The organism is Halegenticoccus soli, from assembly GCF_002844195.1.
In the GTDB taxonomy this organism is placed as follows: Archaea; Halobacteriota; Halobacteria; order Halobacteriales; family Haloferacaceae; genus Halegenticoccus; species Halegenticoccus soli.
The window spans coordinates 188858-206132 of sequence record NZ_PEND01000001.1; the positions used below are offsets into that span (position 1 = coordinate 188858).

The 17275-nt window shown below is 67.3% G+C and carries 12 protein-coding genes, 1 tRNA gene and 1 pseudogene; 5 read left to right on the plus strand and 9 right to left on the minus strand.

Annotated elements, in window-relative coordinates; all coding sequences use genetic code 11:
• Positions 1-603 precede the first annotated feature (603 nt).
• A tRNA-Gly gene (locus CNO20_RS00960) sits at positions 604-674 on the plus strand.
• Positions 675-1251: 577 nt separating this feature from the next.
• Here the strand turns inward: CNO20_RS00960 and CNO20_RS00965 are convergent.
• The 4 genes from CNO20_RS00965 to CNO20_RS00980 all read right to left on the minus strand — a co-directional run bounded on the left by CNO20_RS00965 (position 1252) and on the right by CNO20_RS00980 (position 4824).
• A complete protein-coding gene (locus CNO20_RS00965) occupies positions 1252-1986 on the minus strand; it encodes an Nmad3 family putative nucleotide modification protein (RefSeq protein WP_101294976.1) in 735 nt (244 codons plus the stop codon).
• 80 nt (positions 1987-2066) lie between these two features.
• Entirely contained in the window at positions 2067-2426 is a 360-nt protein-coding gene (locus CNO20_RS00970) for a zinc ribbon domain-containing protein (RefSeq protein ID WP_101294171.1), read from the minus strand.
• 120 nt (positions 2427-2546) lie between these two features.
• Positions 2547-3737 carry a PQQ-dependent sugar dehydrogenase gene (locus CNO20_RS00975; RefSeq protein ID WP_101294172.1) on the minus strand — a complete coding sequence of 397 codons (1191 nt, stop codon included), beginning with the start codon at positions 3735-3737 and terminating at the stop codon, positions 2547-2549.
• A 181-nt stretch (positions 3738-3918) separates the two neighbouring features.
• Positions 3919-4824, minus strand: a complete 906-nt coding sequence (locus tag CNO20_RS00980; protein WP_101294173.1) for an acyltransferase — start codon at positions 4822-4824, stop codon at positions 3919-3921.
• Positions 4825-5026: 202 nt separating this feature from the next.
• On the opposite strand from CNO20_RS00980, the gene CNO20_RS00985 reads away from it, so the two are divergent.
• A complete protein-coding gene (locus CNO20_RS00985) occupies positions 5027-6388 on the plus strand; it encodes a glycoside hydrolase family 68 protein (RefSeq protein WP_101294174.1) in 1362 nt (453 codons plus the stop codon).
• Positions 6389-6476: 88 nt separating this feature from the next.
• Here the strand turns inward: CNO20_RS00985 and CNO20_RS00990 are convergent, their stop codons facing one another.
• Positions 6477-8645 (minus strand): GH32 C-terminal domain-containing protein, encoded by a 2169-nt coding sequence (locus tag CNO20_RS00990; protein WP_101294175.1) that lies wholly within the window; start codon positions 8643-8645, stop codon positions 6477-6479.
• Between the two features lie 329 nt (positions 8646-8974).
• Between CNO20_RS00990 and CNO20_RS00995 the strand changes: the two genes are divergently transcribed.
• Complete coding sequence (locus CNO20_RS00995) at positions 8975-10027, plus strand: aldo/keto reductase (RefSeq protein ID WP_101294176.1); 1053 nt, start codon at positions 8975-8977, stop codon at positions 10025-10027.
• 360 nt (positions 10028-10387) lie between these two features.
• On the opposite strand, the gene CNO20_RS01000 is transcribed toward CNO20_RS00995, so the two are convergent.
• From CNO20_RS01000 to CNO20_RS01010, 3 genes are all read right to left on the minus strand, one after another.
• Positions 10388-12790 (minus strand): DUF2309 domain-containing protein, encoded by a 2403-nt coding sequence (locus tag CNO20_RS01000; protein ID WP_101294177.1) that lies wholly within the window; start codon positions 12788-12790, stop codon positions 10388-10390.
• A complete protein-coding gene (locus tag CNO20_RS01005; protein WP_101294178.1) occupies positions 12780-14270 on the minus strand; it encodes a proton-conducting transporter transmembrane domain-containing protein in 1491 nt (496 codons plus the stop codon). The genes CNO20_RS01000 and CNO20_RS01005 overlap by 11 nt, the downstream gene beginning before the upstream one ends.
• A 191-nt stretch (positions 14271-14461) precedes the next feature.
• Positions 14462-15142, minus strand: coding sequence for a PadR family transcriptional regulator (locus CNO20_RS01010; RefSeq protein WP_101294977.1), 681 nt, complete (start codon positions 15140-15142; stop codon positions 14462-14464).
• 141 nt (positions 15143-15283) lie between these two features.
• On the opposite strand from CNO20_RS01010, the pseudogene CNO20_RS01015 reads away from it, so the two are divergent.
• A pseudogene (locus CNO20_RS01015) lies at positions 15284-15641 on the plus strand (amidohydrolase family protein); the annotation flags it as partial.
• Positions 15642-15643: 2 nt separating this feature from the next.
• On the opposite strand, the gene CNO20_RS01020 reads toward CNO20_RS01015, so the two are convergent.
• On the minus strand, positions 15644-16117 hold the full coding sequence (locus tag CNO20_RS01020) for an Lrp/AsnC family transcriptional regulator (protein ID WP_101294179.1): 474 nt from the start codon (positions 16115-16117) through the stop codon (positions 15644-15646).
• A gap of 368 nt (positions 16118-16485) precedes the next feature.
• Between CNO20_RS01020 and CNO20_RS01025 the strand changes: the two genes are divergently transcribed.
• Entirely contained in the window at positions 16486-17220 is a 735-nt protein-coding gene (locus tag CNO20_RS01025) for a helix-hairpin-helix domain-containing protein (RefSeq protein WP_101294180.1), read from the plus strand.
• The last annotated feature ends 55 nt before the right edge of the window (positions 17221-17275 follow it).

Consider the following 17275-nt stretch of genomic DNA (forward strand, 5'->3'; position numbering starts at 1 on the left):
CGAGGTCACGCCTCGCGGTATTCGCCTTGTCCGCTGATAAATGAGATCACGGAGACGAGTGGGGGAACTACTCTACGAGCACCATCTCGACGAAGTGCTCCTCGCCAAACTCGTCTTCGTGCCGTGTCCCTTCGTTCAGAGCAGCGCGAAGCCCGTCGATGGTCTCTTCGTAGTTACACTCGACACACGCTAATTCGTATGTTGGCGGGCCATCTACGTCACTCTCCCTCGACGATGGCTCGGTATCGCTCGACTGCTCTCGGTTCAAGGCCATCGGCAGAGTGGGGTTCACGCATTGACGTATTAAGCGACGCGCCCAATCGAAATGGCGAGATGCGAGACCGGGTGGTGGTGATCGCTCATTATCACGTCTCTTCGCTATAGCTCTCATCGCTCCTGATCCGTTCACTGCACTCCGGCGGGGGAGTTGGCCAAACGTGTAGCGTCGCCACAGCCACCGACGCGGGAATTTAACCGATCGTCCCGTTCCACGAGACGCCACATTGAGAGCGCTTCACCCGCGTAGCACTCGAAAGGGCGATACGAGGGCGAGATCGCCATCTTCAAGGTGAGCGACCTTGTACGGGATGATGCGATTCGAGAGCGCCGTTGGTCCAGTGGTAGGACAGTGGCTTCCCAAGCCACTAGCCCGGGTTCAATTCCCGGACGGCGCATACGAACGCGGCGCGCTTTTCGACGCGACGGGTCGCCGGACTCCGGGAAGTCGATCTCCGAACCGAGCGAACGTCGCGCCCGAACTGTCGGTCGGTCGGACAGATCCTGGGATGGCACGACGGGCCCGAGCGCTAAACGGTGCGTTCGCCGCCCGTTTCGATCGACCGTGACGAAAACGCAAAAAACCGCGATTGTCTTCGAACCAAACAGATTAGGGCCTACGCTGATACTCGAACGGCGACGAGAACGGAGTGCGGTGCGGCGTGAGGCACCCCCTCTGTGATCGGGTGCGAAACCGCACGATCCGGCACGTGGCTTGACACACTACAACCGGACCGCAATCATCACTCCTCGTCCCTTTCGCGGCCGCGAACTCCGTCGCCGGCGATCGGCAGCTCTCGTCGATCCCGGTGCTCTCGTCGCTCTCGACGCTCTGGTAGGCCCCGCTCGGATCGGCGGACCGCTCGTCCGTCCGGTTCGAGCGCCTCCGCGCCCGAAGCGATGCGACGCTCGATCCCGTGACGCGCTTTCTCGCCCGGAGCGTGGTGTCGGTACGGTACCGGACCGCCGAGGCGCTTAGCGGTTCTCGGCGCCGAATGGCGCCGCCCGGTCGCCGTCCGCGACGATCCGGCGGAGTTCGACCGTGGCGTTCTCGTCGAACCAGAGCCGTCGCCTCCACCACGGTCCCCTGCCGGAATCGTTGGAAAGCTCGGTCACGAGGCGGTTGGCCTCCGCGCCGACCTCGCGCGAACTCAGGGGCACGGCGCGGTCGTAGAGCCGCGAACCGTCGCCGCCGGCGACGAGCACCTTCGCGTCGAACGGGTCGCGCTTGACGTGGGCGTTGTTCGAAAATCGGGCCCGCTCCGCCGCCGGGAGGCGCTCGTACTCGCGCCCGGTGACGGCCGTCTCGACGCGGAACTCCCCGATGAGGTACGCCCCCCAGTCCGGGGCGATCCACTCCGCCCGCTCGTCCGGGTGCCCGCTGTAACTCAGGGTCGCGTAAAAGAACAGGCTGTCGTCCGGTTTCAGCTCGGAGAGCGGCCCGGCCTTCACGCCGTGTTCGTCACCGTAGGTGTAGCGTTCGCAGCTCGGGTACGTCGCGAACTCCGGATCGAGGTGGACCGGCACGTCGGCGACTCCATCCGGAATCTCGATCCTCAGGTCCAGGTCCGCGTACGTCGGGACCGCTCCGCGCGTCGCGGCCCGTTCGGGTATCGGCACGTACTCGAAGCGCCCGCTCGGGCCGATCGGCCCGCGAAAGCCGGGCAGGTTCGTGTTGGCGGCGACGTTGATGGCGATGCTCCGGGGCACTGACAGGGGGTTCGCCTCCCGGCGGAAAACGTTCTCGGTGTCCGCGTCCGACGCCGTCGGCCCGCGCGGCACCGGAGCGCTCACCCGAGGCGCTGAGCGCAGTTCCGGCAGAAGACGAACGTCGCGTCGGGCTCGTTCTCCGCGCCGCAGTGCGGACACCGTCGCTCTCCCGCCTCCGCGCCCCCCGCGCCGAACGACGGCCGCGACTCGGGCGTCGGCGTCCCCCACCACGTCCCCGCGAAGTGGTCCGGCCCCTCCCCGCGGGCGCGCTCGCGGCGTCCCCGCTCGTCGCGCACCTCCCGGTCCGCGCCGTCGCGTTCGGACGTCGGGCGGCCGTGCTCGGCGAACGGTTCGTCCCGGTCCCAGAGATACCGATACACCAGTAGCTGGAGGACGGCCAGCCCGACCGCGTAGAGCACGATCCAGCCCCAGATGTCCATCACTATGAGGTACGATACCACGCGACTTTGATTCTTCGATAGTCTGGATCGTCGAAATGTCGTCGGCGCGGACGAACGATCGGCGCGCAATCGGCCGTTTTCGGGCGAATCGGTGCACCCTCACCCGTCCGCGGGGAGGAGTCGGAGCACCCGGTCGTCGCTCTCGCGCGGAGAGCCGCGGCCGTCCCGGTTGCTCGTCGCGACGAGCAGGTGGCCGTCCGGGTCGACGAAGGCGGTCCGCAGCCGGCCGAACTCGCCCTCGAACAGCCGCTCGTCGGCCGCCACGCCGCCGTTCTTCCGGATGCGGGTGCGGTGGAGGTGTTCCCCGACCAGCGTCCCGAAGAAGAAGTCGCCGCGCCAGGCGTCGATCGGACCGCCGTAGAACGTCGCGCTCCCCGGCGCGATCGTCGGCGTGTACGACGCGATCGGATCGGCGTACTCGTCGTCCTCGCTCGGCCCCGTCACCTCGGGCCAGCCGTAGTTGCGGCCCGCTTCGAGCGCGTTGATCTCGTCGTCGACGTCGGGACCGTGTTCGGTGCTGTACAGCGTTCCGTCCCGGAAAGCGAGCCCCTGCGGGTTCCGATGCCCGTAGGAGAACACCTCGTTCCCGAACGGGTTGTCGGGGTGCGGGTCGCCGTCGAGCGTGAGGCGGAGGACCTTCCCGGCGAGCGACTCGCGGTCCTGCGCGAGGCCCGCCTTGTTCGCGTCGCCGGTCGTGACGAAGAGCGAGTCCCCCCGGACCGCCAGCCGCCCCCCGTCGTGGATGCTCGACGCCGGAATCCCCTCCAGGATCGACTCCTGCGCCCAGCCGTCGTCGAGATCGTGGCGGACGACCCGGTTCCGGAGCCCGCCCCCGCCGTCGTACGTCTGGTACGTGTACGCCGTCGGCTCGCCCGGGCGGAAGGCGAGTCCGAGCAGCCCGCCCTCGCCGGTCGGTTCGAGGTCCGGAATCCCGTCGACCAGAACCTCGACCTCGGCCGCCCCGCCACCGCTGCCGGCTCCGCCGTCCGCGACGCGGACGATCCGGCCGGGGCGCTCGGTGAGGTAGAGCCGTCCGTCCCGGTACGCCGCGCCCCAGGGGACTTCGAGCCCCGAGACGACGGTCTCGACGCGGACGGGCAGGCCGCCGTTCCCGCCGTCCGACGGGCCGGAACTCCCCTCGCCGTCGGTCGTCGATCCGGTCCCGTCGGGCGCGCCCAGGCAGCCCGCGCTCCCCAATCCGAGACCGAAAGCGCCGACGCCGGCCAGGTAGCGCCGGCGAGAACGTCGAGTTCGCGCCCGTCCGGCGGCCGATCTCCGCGTGCGGCTCATGCCCGCGATACGGCGGCGCACGGCAAAAGTGGTTGCCCGCCCCCGTTCCGCGACGGGGCGAAGCCGCTCGGCTGCGAGCGGTCCGCGTTCGGCGGGCGGTCCGCGTTCGGCGACCGATCCGCGTTCGGCGGGCGATCCGGCAGGCGACGAGCCGCGTTCGCGCTCGGTGAGCGGCCGGCGATCAGTCGGCGCTCGGCGGCCGGAGGTCCCGGCCGAACTCGTCGAACACGTCGAGGTCCTCGGGGAGGTCGTACTCGATCCGGCGCTCGTCCTGCCGGTTCGGATTCGCGTTCTCGATGGGCTCGGCCGCCGACTCCCAGCCGGGCTTCACCTTGACGCTGCGGGCGGGCATGCCGACGGCGATGTGGTGGTCCGGCACGTCGCCCTGGACGACCGCCCGCGCGCCCACGATGGCGTTCTTCCCGACGCGGCACCCGGCTCGGATCATCGAGTCGTACGTGATGCGCGCGTCGTCGCCGACGATCGTCTCGTAGTTTCTGACCTCCGTCTGATCGACGATGTCGTGGTCGTGGCTGTAGATGTGCACGCCGTCGGAGATGGAGACGCGGTCGCCGATGGTGAGCTTCCCGCGGTCGTCGAGGTGGACGTCGTCGTGGATGACCGTGTTGTCGCCGACGGTGATGTTGTGGCCGTAGGAGAAGGTGACGCCCTTGAAGATGCGGAGGTTTTCCCCCGCCTCCTCGAAGAGGTGGTCGGCGAGCATCTGCCGGAAGCGGAGGGCGAAGTCGACGTTGTCGGCCATCGGCGTCGCGTCGAACTGCCGCCAGAGCCACTGGAGGTGCTTGGAGCGGCGGAACTTCTCCTCGTCCTTCTCGGCGTAGTACTCGCTCTCGAGCGTCGAGTTGCACGGGTCGTACCCCTGGAGACGGACCCGCTCGGCGTTCGACACCGGCTCCCCGTTCTGCCAGGCCTCGTACGCCTCGCGGTCGCCGAAGAGGTCGACGAGCACGTCCCGGACGACCTTGCAGGTGTCTTCGTCCGAGGAGAGCCGCTCGTCTACCTCTTCGATGAAGTCCTGAACGCCGGCTTCGGCGTCCTCGGGGAGAGACACGTAGCGCTTCGTCATTAGCCCCCCTTTCGCCGTCGCCCCACAAATGGATTCGGGTGTGAGCAGCGGTCGCCAGACTCCGGCTCCCGGGCGCGCGACCCCGGCGCGCCGGTACGCGATCTCGCCCCGCCAGAACTGATCGACGGACGCGATCCGACGGCTCGGTTTCCTCCCGGCGCAAAAGGTGAGAGCTTTGGGTCAGCACCGATCACCGACACGCATGACCGACGGATCAGACGCGGCGCTGCTCGACGCCGTCGACGACCGAAGCACCCCCGCGTGGACCCGGGCCCACGCGGCCGGCATCGACCGAACTGAACGGAACGTCGCGCCGATCATCTACCCGCCCGAAGCGCCGCTCGACCCGGCGCTGCACGTCTGGGACACGTGGTTCCTCCGGCGGCGCGACGGGAGCGTCGCGGAGATCGACGGGTACCGCGTGATCTTCGCTCTCACCTCGCCCTCGGAGCTCCTGCCGGGCAAGCGCCACGACGTCGCCGCGATCCGCTACTTCTACTCGCGCGACGGGAAGAACTGGACGACCGGGGGCCGCGTTTTCGAGGAGAGCGAACCGCTCGGCTCGCGCCAGTGGGCCGGGTTCGCCCTCTACGACGAGGGCGAGGTGTTCGCCTACTACACGGCCGCCGGGCGGCGCGGCGAGGCGGAACTCGCCTACACGCAGCGCATCGCGCTCGGCCGCGGCGGCGCGGTCGAGACCGACGGCGACGGTCTCCGGATCGAGGGGCCGTGGGACCACTTCGTCCTCCTCGAACCGGACGGCGAGTACTACGAGACGGAAGCCCAGTCCCGCGGGATGATCTACACCTTCCGCGACCCGTGGTTCTTCGAGGACGGAGACCGTACCTACCTGCTCTTCGAGGCGAACGCGCCCGTCCCCGACAGCGCCGATGTCTGCGGAGGGGATCCCGCCCAGCGGGAGTTCAACGGCTGCGTCGGGATCGCCGAGTCGCCGACGGGCGATCCGACGGACTTCGAGCTCCGCCCGCCGCTCCTCGACGCCGTCTGCGTGAACCAGGAACTGGAACGCCCCCACCTGATCGTCCGCGACGGCACCTACTACCTGTTCGTCTCCAGCCACGACCACACGTTCGCGCCCGGCCTCGACGGCTACGACGCGCTGTACGGCTTCGCCGCCGACTCGCTCCGCGGCGACTACGAGCCGCTGAACGGCTCGGGACTCGTGCTCACGAACCCCTGGAACGCGCCGTTCCAGGCGTACTCGTGGCTCGCGTACGACCACGGCGACGAGGCGCTCGTCACCGCCTTCTTCAACTACTTCGACTTCGACCGCCCGACACTCGACGACGTGGCGCTCCTCCCGGAGTCCGAACAGCTCCGGCGCTTCGGCGGGACGCTCGCGCCCACCGTCCGCCTCCGGCTCGACGGGCGAGAGACGCGCGTCGCGGGCACGCTCGATCACGGCCACCTGCCGCTGCCGAGCGAGGAACTCCCGGAGCCGTGGTGGGAGCCAGGGGAGGACGTCGCTGTCAGCGGGTACCTGACTCCGCCCGAGGCCGACGCCGGCGACGGCGTGCTCGACGTGGACGATCCGGACTGCTGATCCCGCGCTATCGGCGGCTGATCGCGTCCGCCGCCGGCTGATCGGGCGGCGTCTGTTGAACGCTAGAGGGTGCAGGCGGCGATCCGATTCACTCCGTCCGCGTCCGCCCCGCCGCGAACGTCGGCTTCAGCTCCCACGCGTCGAGCGAGCGCAGTTTGACGTCCCCGCCGCGCGCGAACAGAGACGCGCCGTCGGCGTCCGGGCGCGTCGGGTACGCCCGGCCGGTCAGACATCGGCGCTCGTTCGCGAACAGCTCCAGGATCGAGCCGTCGACGAACGCCCGGAGCGAGAGCGTCCCGTCGGGGCCGACCGCGTCGGCGACCGGCATCCGCTGTTCGCCGCGCGCCGCCGGGTCGTGGCTGCTCCGCGACCGGTCGACGGCGACCGACTCGCCGTCGTAGCGGACCGCGGTGCGCTCCGACAGCGCCGGCGACTCGAACAGCCCGAGTTCGAACGTCGCGCCCGGGTCGAGGTCGATCTCCAGGCCGAGCTCGTAGGCGTTGCCCGATAGACCGAGCGACAGCCGCTCCCCCGCGGCGAGCGACCGCTCCCCGGAGGCGGCGTGCCGCTCCCGGAGTTCGGCGAGTTCCGCGGCCGGTCGCTGAGCGAGTTCGCCGCCCTCGATCGAGAGTTCGCGCGGGAGCGACATGGCGCCCGACCAGCCGGCGCGCCACTGCGCCGCGACGCCGCGCGCTTCGGGGAGCCACCCCCACGTCAGGTATCGGCCGTCCGGCGCGCGGGTCGACTGCGGCGCGTAGAAGTCGCCGTAGTCGAGCACGCCCCGGCGCTCCACCTCGAACGCCGGCGCGCCGAGGTCGGCCTCGCCGACGAAGTAGACGGTCTCCTCGTAGTTCGACACGTGCAGCAGCCGCCGGTCGCCGAAGTCGAGCAGCTCGGGACACTCCCAGACGGTCTCTGGCGGCGCGTCGTCGCTCCCGTCAGCCAGCAGAGGGCCGACGTACTCCCACTCCCGGAGGCTCTCGCCGCGGTACAGGAGCGCCGCGCCGCCGCCGTCCCGCGTCCCCGCCCCGATGAGCTGGTACCAGGCGCCGTCCTCGCGCCAGACGCAGTGGTCGCGGAACTCGGCGGCCCAGTCGTCCGTTTCGAGGATGGCCGGATCGTCGGGCGTCTCCTCGATGATCGGGTTCTCCGGGTGCTTCTCCCACGCGCGGAGGTCGTCGTCCGCCGCGGTGGCGAGGCAGGGGAGCTGATCGCGGCCGCGGCCGCCCGTGTACAGCAGGGTGGGCGTGCCCTCCGCGTCGACGACGGCGCAGCCCGACCAGCAGCCGTCGCGGTCCGGCCCGTCCGGCGACGGCGTCAGCGCGAGCGGCTCGTCCCGCCAGTGGAGGAGGTCCTCGCTCGTCGCGTGGCCCCAGTGGATCGTCCCGTGGAACGGGCCGGCCGGGTTGTACTGGTAGAAGACGTGGTAGCGGCCGCCGTGGTGGATGATCCCGTTCGGATCGTTCAGCCAGTTCGCGGGCGCGGCGAGGTGGTACCCCGGCCGGTGGTGGTCGTCGGCGAGCGCCGCCCGGAGGGCCCGGGCGCTCTCCTCGTCGGTGTAGCGGTCGGTGAACGTCGGCCGGCGGTCGCCGCCGAGCGTCGCGAGGAGGTTCCGGACGAACTGATCCCTGGCAGCGGTCTCGTCCCCTTCCGCGGTGAAGACGACGTGCGCCCCGACGCCGACGACCGCCCCGGCTCCGACCCGCCACGAGACGACCTGCTTGCGGCCGACGAGGAGGTCGTCGCCCGAGACGGCGCAGGCGAGCACCTGCCCCCGATCGGGGACGAGCGACTCGTAGCGGGCGAACGGGCGGTCCTCGGCCGCCGGGTCGGTGCGAACGCGCTCGCCGAACGACTCGAACGCCGGGTGGGACGCGTGGACGGCCTTCGGGGCGAACCCGGTCGGTTTCGGGCAGTCCTCGACGCCGACCGCGTCGGGTCCGACGGGGTCGACTCCGAGCGGTTCGACGGCCGAAAGCGCCCGGAGCGAGAGGAGGAGGCCGCCGCCGTCTTCGAGGTACGATCCGAGCGCGCCCGCGCAGTTCGCCGCCTCCGCCGACACTTCGTCCAGCGGTTCGTCGCGGTGCCACCACGCGGCGTCGTAGTCGCCGAGGTCGACCGTTCCGTCGGCCACGTCCGACAGCGCAACGGGGTCGGCGGCGACGGCCGCCCCGTCGCACCACTCGTGCGCCGCCCGCTGTTCCACAGAACGGTCGGTCGCGTGCAGGCACGCGACCCGAACCGGAAGCGAGTCCATCGAACGACACTGGTGACGGCGGCGGATTAAGCGTTGTCAGTCGGTTCCGGTCTCCGCTCGACGGCGGTTGTAGGCCGGTACGCGCCGCTTGCGAACCGTGTGGTTGCCACCGCTGCCTCGTTTCGCGAGCGGCGCTGCGGCCGGAACCGCGGTTCCGCCACATTTCGTATCACAATAACCTGTGTATGGTGGTCGGCGCGGCGCGAACGGACGCACCGTCCCCGACCGGCCGCGCCGCTCTCTGCCCCCCGATTCGACGCTCGCGCTCCCGAAACCCGTTCGAGCGCCGAACCGGTTCCGATAAGTGCGAGCTTTCCCTACCCGCCGGCATGAAGTACCGGACGCTCGGTGACTCAGGCGTCGAAGTGAGCGAGGTCGGCTTCGGCGCGTGGGTCGTCGGCACGGACTGGTGGGGCGACCGGACGGAGGAGCAGGCCGTCGAGCTGGTTCAGCACGCCCTCGACCGCGGGATCACGTTCTTCGACACCGGCGACGTGTACGGGCACGGCGACAGCGAGACGCTGCTCGGGAGGGCGCTCTCCGAGCACCGCGACGAGGTGACGCTCGCCACGAAGGTCGGCTACGACTTCTACAACAACCCGCAGGCGGGGCACGGCGAGCTGCCGAAGCGCCTCGAACCGGACTGGATCCGAACCTGCGTCGAGCGCAGCTTAGAGCGCCTCGGGACCGACCACGTCGAGTTCCTCCAGCTCCACAACGCGAACGTCGACGAGGTGACGCCCGAGGTAGTGGAGACCCTCGAAGCACTCCGCGAGGAGGGCGTCGTCGACGCGCTCGGCTGGGCGATGGGGCCGTCCATCGGCTGGCTCGCGGAGCACGAACGCGCCGTCGATCTCGACTTCGACGCGGTGCAGACCGTGTTCAACGTCTTCGAGCAGGTTCCCGGCCGGCACGTTCTCGACTACATCGAGGAATCGGACGCCGACACGTCGGTCGTCGCGCGCGTCCCGCACTCCTCGGGGCTGCTCAACGAGCAGGTGCGCCCCGACACGGAACTCGGAGAGGGCGACCACCGCGGCTTCCGACCGGACGCGTGGTACGAAACCGGCTGGGAGAAGATCGAGACCCTCCGCTTCCTCGAACGGGACGGCGAGCGGACGATGGGGCAGGCGGCGATCCAGTGGCTCCTGTCGCACGACGCCGTCGCCGCCGTCACGCCCACGTTCCGCACGACGGCGGACATCGACGAGTGGGCCGCGGCCCCCGACACGCCGCCGCTCTCCGCGGAGGAGGTCGATCGGGTCGAGGAGCTGTACCGCGAGAACTTCGGAATCTCCGGCGACGACGGCATGGACTCGCTCCGGTCGTCGGTCGGAGGCGCGGACCTCGAAGGTACCGGGAAGACGTACGCCGGGAAGTGACGCCCGTCCGCGAACGACGCCGCGAACCCCTCCGTTTCGTGTAGAGATTTCGACCGATCGTTCGATTTATCTGTCGGTTCCCGATCACCGCTTTCGTCACCCAGGTCGCGGTGTGTCGCAGTTTCCGGCCCGTTCGCCCGCTGGACGGAGATTCCTCCCCCTCCCTGTAAAGTAGTATGCGCTGTATGAAACCGTACCGTTCGGGGAGCTGAGACTACAGGGGTTGAGCGGGCCTGTTCGGGAGGCCTGTGTCTGTGTCATCGGGACGGGAAGAGAACCCGAGAGAGTCGGGGATTCGTGACCGTAGACGAAGCGTTGGGACGGCCCAACGGTGTTTCCCCGGGCAGTATTCGTATTGGGTTAGTCGTCTGCGACCGCGGGAGCAATTACCTCTGCGTCGACTTCGTGCCTCTCGGACAGTGGTATCCACCGCAAGTCGCTCTCGTACTGGAACGCGCGGTGGTCCTGAGTCGGGTCGACAACTGCCAGGAAGTGCCAGTTGTTGTCAAGTAGCTCCGCAACCTCCTCCTGGTCGGCAAGGATGCTGTTGACACGTTCGACCGGAGCGTGGATGACCGTCGAGAGGCGGAGTGGCTGGTGGTACGGTTCGTCGTCAGCGGTCATGAGAGACTGCAGCGGGAGACCGGTCATCAGGTCGCCGCCGTTGCCCTGGTAGACGCCGATATTGCCGACGGGGTTGTGGGTCACCTTCGACCCGCTGCCGTAGACGGCGTTGTCGACGGTCGAGAAGTAGTACTGGGTGTTTATCCACTGGGTGACGACCATCGGCCCGGCGAGTATCGCTTCCAGCGCCTCGCCGTCGGGGTCGGTCGACCAGTCGTACGAGTGGAGGAACGCGCGGCCGTCGAGGTCGAGATCGCTGGTCAGTTCGCGAGGACCAATGACGAAGCCGGCGTTGCCGGCCAGTCCCCACTCGGGACGGGTTTCGGCCCAGTCGGCAGCGCGGCGTTCCGTCTCGCTGACACCCGACGATCCACCGGGATCCATCGACTCGGCACGCTCGGCGGCCGCGTTCTCGCGAGCGGTGGCGAGGTCGGCACGCAACTGCTCGAGATCGTCGGCGTGACTCTCGGATACGTCGCTGTCGTACAGTTCGACCTCGTCGGTCGTCGTGTTGTGTTCGCCGGCGAGGAAGACGGTGTCCTCGGGGACGTCGAAACCGCGTTCGCGGAGCGCCGTCTTGACCTCGGAGTCGTTGCAGATAGCCGCGAGTACGCGGGCATTCGGCCCGCCGGGGTTGCCGGCACAGGCACCACAGTCCAGACTCGAATCGTATGGGTTGTTGGTCGTCTCGCTGGCGTGGCCGACGAAGACGACGAGGCGGCTGAACTCCTCCCAGCCCATCAGGTTGAAGGCGGTGGCGGCGTACTCGACTTTTTCCTCGGTGGTCAGCCCCACTGGCAAATCGCCTACGTAAGTATGCTGGTGATGGACGAGCGGCTCACAGAACTCGTGTTCGTCGGGCACTAACCCGTCAGCGGCGTCGAACAGGCCGTGGACGCGCCCGGGGACGAGCGTGCGGGCCGCGAGCGCGAGGCCGTAGCCGCTCCCGGCGCTCTCGACGTAGCCGTAGGCCGTGGCGGCGTTGGCCTTTAGCGTCTCGATGACTTCGTGGGCGGCCTCGCGGACACCCGACCGGCGGTCGTACCTTGTCCGCGTGTCGTCGTCGATCGGAAAGTCGGTGATGCGATGTTGTGGTTCGAGAATCGGTGGACAGGCATCGACCGGTACGTCGGCGTCGTATCCCTGGTACTCCATCGGGATGCCGAAGAAACCGGCGTACCCGTGGGTCTCGTAGTCGCCTACTGCCTCGATGTGACGGCGGATGATTTCCGAGCGAGTGTCGATACAGAAGACCAGTTGGGCGTCCGGTCGGCCCGATGTATCGCTCTCGGCCAGCGACTGACTCTCTGCGGCGACGGCCTCGACGAGGTCACCGCGGTAAGTCGCCTCCCACGCGCGCAGGAACGCCCGGGCGAGTTCGTCGGCCGGGTTCGCGTCGGCGTCCTCGTTCGAGGGCTCGATGGTGGCACCCACGCCGTCCAGCAGCGCCAGCCGCACCGCCAAGTACCCTTCCAGCGAAATCGGGTACGTCGACTGCCACTCTCCCTCGTCGGTGGCGCGCTGCTTGATGAAGCCCGTCCAGCCTGGAAGGGCGGCCAATTGCTCCTCGAAGATCGGCACCCACTGGCTCTCCGGATACGGCTCCAGCACCGTCTCGATGGCCTCGATCGGCGTCTCGGGTAGGTCAGCGACGACCCCCTCGTCGGGGACTTCGCCGTCGTATTCGGCCACCTCACGGAATGCGACGTAGAACCCCGCTTCGCGGTTCGGCATCGACCAGTGGGCGCTTCCCTCGTCGAGGAAGGCCGACAGCCACTTCGTCAGCACCCGGTCGACGTGGTCTGTGGCGGTGTCCGCGTCACGGTCCTCGGTGTCAGCCGCGTCGGCCATGAGGTCGAGTAGCATCTCGGGATCATCCTCGTAGCCGGCCTCGGCGAGTTCCGCTCCGAGTATTTTCGGGTCTATCTGGCCGCGTTTCAGCGCCTTCCTGAACGTCTCGGCGCTGGGGTAGCCACGGCCGCCGAGCAGGTCGGCTGCCCGCACGACCGCCTCGTCGAACGGCTGGTCCTCGAACCCCGAGAGGGGGTTGGCCGTCACGAACGAGTGGATGGGCCAGAGCGAGCCCACGCTGGTCGCTGCATCGTCGATGCTGTCCGGGATGGTGGATTCAGTACTCATTGTAGTCTTCCGTGGAGGTCAGCACGGTGTCCGGTGACGGTTGACTGGCGTTCAGCAGGGCCACGTAGAGACGCTGGCTGTGTTCGTGGACGCCGGTCTCGATGCCGACGTAGATGCCGACGAAGACGGCGGCGATGACGCCGTGGAGCAGGGTCAGTTCGGTCGTCGCCGTGCTGACGGTCAGGAGCTCCGAGATAGCCTCGTAGACCACGGCATAGATGACGATAGCAGGGAAGAAGACCAACGGGACGGCCCCATAGCGGGCCGTCGTCGGAAGCGAAGTGTGCTGGACCGCGCTGCGGGCCGCGTGGAGCGTGGTGAAAACCACGAAGAACGTCAACAGGAGACCACTGTCGACGTTCGTCCCCTTCCCCGTCAGCACCGCGAACAGCATGCCGCCACTGAGGCCGGTCAGCAGCGCCACGGCAAGGCCGACGACGCTCGTTATGCGCCCTATCGTGTGCTCGGTCGCCTCGCTTGGGCTGGTGTGTTCGACCTGTCCGCCTGCGCTGAGGAACTGGTAGGCCTTGTAGAAGCCGTGCAGGATGAGATGGGTGATAGCGGCCCCGAAGAAGCCGAGGCCGACCTGCATGATCATGAACCCCATCTGGCCGATCGTCGAACAGCCAAGCTTGCTCTTGATGTCCGTCTGGACTGACTTCAGGAGTTTCCCGCCGACGGCGCTAGCCCCGCCGACAGCGACTACTGCGAGCATAAGCGCGGGATCGACGGTGATGACCGGGGCGAAGCGGGTTAGCAGGATGGCGCCCGCGTTGACGAACCCGGCGTGCATCAGCGCCGACGCCGAAGTCGGTGCGGTCATCGAGGAGAGCAGCCAGTTGTGGAACGGGACGAGCGCGGATTGAATCATCGCCGCGAGCACGAGCGTGCCGGCGGCGATCAGCCACACTGGGCCACCGAGCGTGTCGGCGGCCGCGGCGATCCCGGAGACCGTAGTCGCCCCGGTCGCCCACCACAGTGCCGTCAGCGCGATCCCAAGGAGCGCGCTGCTGGCGAAAAAGTACTTGCGGGCGACCGCCGCGGCCGCCTGCGCCTGGTCCCAGCCGCTGGCGATACCGATGAGTTTCGCCATCAGCAGACCCATCGCCAGCCACAGAATCCCAAACAGGGCGACGTGGTCGGCCGCGACTAGCCCCATCACGACCACCGTGAAACCGAACATAGTGGCGAAAAAGGCCGTTTTGTGGGTGCTTCCGGCCATGTAGCGGCGCGAGTAGCTGTGGACGATGCCGCTGAAGAAGGTGACGACCACCCACATCAGAACAGTTAGTCCGTCGATGACGACCACGCCGGGGATCTCCCACGCGCCCTCGGTCTGGGCTCGGACGCCAAGCGTAGCGATACTCGCGATCGACAGTGACCACGCGAGCCACGTGAGTGCGGCGGGCACGAACGGCGGCTCTGCCGTCGTGTCCGGGAGCGATCCGACCGTCGTCGTCGTTGAGCCGTGTCCTGACATCGTTCAGTCCATTTGCGACCCGTCACGGTATCCGAGACAAACCAGGTGGGTCGCTTCTGGTCGCCCTCACCCACCATTACGAACAGAATGGTTATTAAATCCTTCTATTCTACCAAATTGTTCCCGATTAAGCGGATAATAGAACGTTATGTTTTCACCCCGCCAGCGAGTGGAGTGGCCCGACAGTGAGGTCAGTTCAGGAGACTCCCTACCTGAACCGAGGGATCGTCCGGGAGGCGAGGCCGAATCTCGGTCGGTTCAGTCGCACCGTCAAGAGCAACTAGATACCGCTTGCCGGGGAAGGAACTGTACGCCCCGTCTTGATCGTGGACGTAGCCAGCAATCGTGACCGAAGGGGGGAGTGCCTGCTGGAGAAACCGAACTTGGCGGCTGACATTGTATTCGACGAGTCGATACGCTCTCGTCCGAAGTGACGTAGATTCCTCGAAGAGGCCCTGCTCGGCTCCATCCTCGACGAGGGAAACGAGCGGATCCAATCGTGCCTGGACGCCTGCAGGCGATTCTGGTGGCGGTGACACCCACCGATCGTACGCATCTCTGAGAACCTCACACCTCGTATGTCCAACGACGAGCACGGCTGCGATGTCGTACTGGTTCCTGAGATGTGCAATGTCACCGTCGATAACCGTCTCGCCCTCGTATCGTTCCCGCGTCTGGTTTCCGAGGGTCTGAACGCCGACGGCGTTCCAGGCGGCGTCAATTGGCCAGAGTGGCTCACGGGGTTCGCAGTCACTCATCGAACACGAGACGACGAGGGCGGTCTGAGCACTCGATGCGCGTACCGAATCTCTTCGAGATTCGGTCCAGTCTTGGACGGATTCGATGAGAGATTCGAGACTGTCCCCGCTCATCAACGGGTGGTCCACCTCCATTCACGCGTATCGGTGTCTGTCATCGACCGTCAGGACAGAATAGCCGCCGAGACGAAATAGTGTTACCGAAACGTTCGATATTCGGGGTTTGAAAAATCATATCGTTATTCGGGATGTCGGGTTCCTGTCGCAGTCTGTCCGCGCGCGAATACTGTCTTGGGTAGACCCCCAGTACGGGAGTTGGTCGATCACACGACAGTCGCACTCGGGACGGATAACGTACCGCTCAATCCACCCGCTATGGTTCGCGAGATGGCATATACGGCGAAACGATTCGACGTGACCGCGCGGGAGGATGTCAAGGATGGCGACGACCGCGGGTGCCGAGATCGTCGGACTTGACTGTGGAGTCATCGCTCCTGGCCGCCGGGCCGCACTCACCGTTCTCGACGGCGACTCGGACAATCTGGCTGACTCAGTCGATCCGGTACGTGCAGTCGTCCGGCGCGCGACCGCGCTCGATATCAAATACGTCGTCAGTCAGCTGCTGTTCTCGGAATCGAACTTGCCGAAGGGCGTCGTCTCGTGGCTTCGAACGAGCACTTCGTCGGCGACTGTCAGTCCCATATCGAGGAGTTCCTGCGCCACGGGCGTGATCTCGCTGTCCGACTCGCCGACAGCCGTCACGAGGAGATTCCGTTCACCAGTGACCAGTTCCTGAACCGACACAACGCCGTCGATCTCCAAGATTTTGGGTATCAGGTCGCCGCGTTCGGATATCGAAGCAGTACAGTAAAGCAACATTCGGAGGGGGTAACCCGCCTTCTGATAATCGACGCTGGCGCTGTATCCTTTGATTATGCCGTCGGACTCGAGGCGCTGGATGCGCTTACGGACCGTACTGTCCGAGGTACCGGTTCGCTCTGCGATGTCTCCGGACGACGTGTTACGAGCATCCTCTTGTAACGCGTATAGGACTGCTCTGTCCACGTCGTCAATTTCTTCGTCAGCCATACTGGCGTGTCCACACTAAAAGCACTTTACCTTTATACGTTACTCGGACGGCGCATCGAGTTTGACTGCCCTCCTCTCACTTTCTGCGTACGTAGCGAGAGATACCCGCTATCTGCCTTCCTTCCTCGTCTCTGAACCGCCAACGAAACGCCGCTTCCGTCCGTAAATTCGTCATCCTCCGGAGTTGTGTGGGCGACCAGCGTCGCCGCCGTCCGCGACGGGGAGCCGATCGCCGTCGGTGACGTCGCTCAAAACGTCAGATAATCGTCTTGTCACAGCCACTATACCGAAGAAGCGCGTACCGAGCGGACGACGACGGCGCCGACCGGACGAACGTCCGGTCGAGCAAACGAGCCCCGGTGATCAGAATGAGTGAGAGTACACACCCGAACCGAACGCCGAACCCGATAGCAGCGATGTTCGAAATGCAGCGTCAGTCGATAGAGCAGGGTCGACGCTGGTTCCAGCGGAGCGTGAACGCGCAGGCGCGGTTGCCGCAGGCGCTACGGAACGCGATAAAGTCGGGGCTGTCGATCCAGCGGTCGAGCGTCGGCGCGACGCGCAACGTCTGGAAGGCGTCCCTCGAGGCGTACCGCGCGAGTGCGCCCGGTCGGACCGAGGACGCGTTCGAGAACCTCGAACGGGCGGTCGACGAGCAGTTCGACGCCCTCGATCGGATCAACGAGCGGGCCTGGCGGACCGCCGAGGACGGCGTCGTCGACAACGCCGAGGCGTACGCCCGGTTTCTCGACCAGTCGGCGTCGCTCGTCGACGCCCCGGCGAGCGCGTACGCGGACTCGCTCGGCGCGGTCGCGCGGCGGGTTCGAGAGGGGACCCGCGAGACGGCACAGTCCGCCGAAAGAGCCGGGACCGAGACGGGAACGGACCGGGACGAGGGGATCGACGAGGCGGAAGGCGACGACCTCCGATCCATCCCGGGGATCGGCTCGGCGTACGCGGAGCGCCTCCGCGCGGAGGGCGTCGACGGCGTGGCCGCGCTCGCGGAGGTGGATGCCTCCTCGTGCGCCGAGCGGATCGGTGTCTCCGAAAAGCGCGTCAGCCTCTGGGTCGACGAGGCGCGCGACCGCGTCGATTCGGCGTGATCGACGGTCCGTCGGTCGCCCCGTCCCGGTAGTCGCCGGCCGGACTCCGATCAGA

What these genes read in the sequence shown, in the direction of transcription:
- CNO20_RS00970 (WP_101294171.1), bottom strand. Translation starts at nt 2,426, where the DNA reads ATGGACATCTGGGGCTGGATCGTGCTCTACGCGGTCGGGCTGGCCGTC.
- CNO20_RS00975 (WP_101294172.1), bottom strand. Translation starts at nt 3,737, where the DNA reads ATGAGCCGCACGCGGAGATCGGCCGCCGGACGGGCGCGAACTCGACGT.
- CNO20_RS00980 (WP_101294173.1), bottom strand. Translation starts at nt 4,824, where the DNA reads ATGACGAAGCGCTACGTGTCTCTCCCCGAGGACGCCGAAGCCGGCGTT.
- CNO20_RS00985 (WP_101294174.1), top strand. Translation starts at nt 5,027, where the DNA reads ATGACCGACGGATCAGACGCGGCGCTGCTCGACGCCGTCGACGACCGA.
- CNO20_RS00990 (WP_101294175.1), bottom strand. Translation starts at nt 8,645, where the DNA reads ATGGACTCGCTTCCGGTTCGGGTCGCGTGCCTGCACGCGACCGACCGT.
- CNO20_RS00995 (WP_101294176.1), top strand. Translation starts at nt 8,975, where the DNA reads ATGAAGTACCGGACGCTCGGTGACTCAGGCGTCGAAGTGAGCGAGGTC.
- CNO20_RS01000 (WP_101294177.1), bottom strand. Translation starts at nt 12,790, where the DNA reads ATGAGTACTGAATCCACCATCCCGGACAGCATCGACGATGCAGCGACC.
- CNO20_RS01005 (WP_101294178.1), bottom strand. Translation starts at nt 14,270, where the DNA reads ATGTCAGGACACGGCTCAACGACGACGACGGTCGGATCGCTCCCGGAC.
- CNO20_RS01010 (WP_101294977.1), bottom strand. Translation starts at nt 15,142, where the DNA reads ATGAGCGGGGACAGTCTCGAATCTCTCATCGAATCCGTCCAAGACTGG.
- CNO20_RS01020 (WP_101294179.1), bottom strand. Translation starts at nt 16,117, where the DNA reads ATGGCTGACGAAGAAATTGACGACGTGGACAGAGCAGTCCTATACGCG.
- CNO20_RS01025 (WP_101294180.1), top strand. Translation starts at nt 16,486, where the DNA reads ATGAGTGAGAGTACACACCCGAACCGAACGCCGAACCCGATAGCAGCG.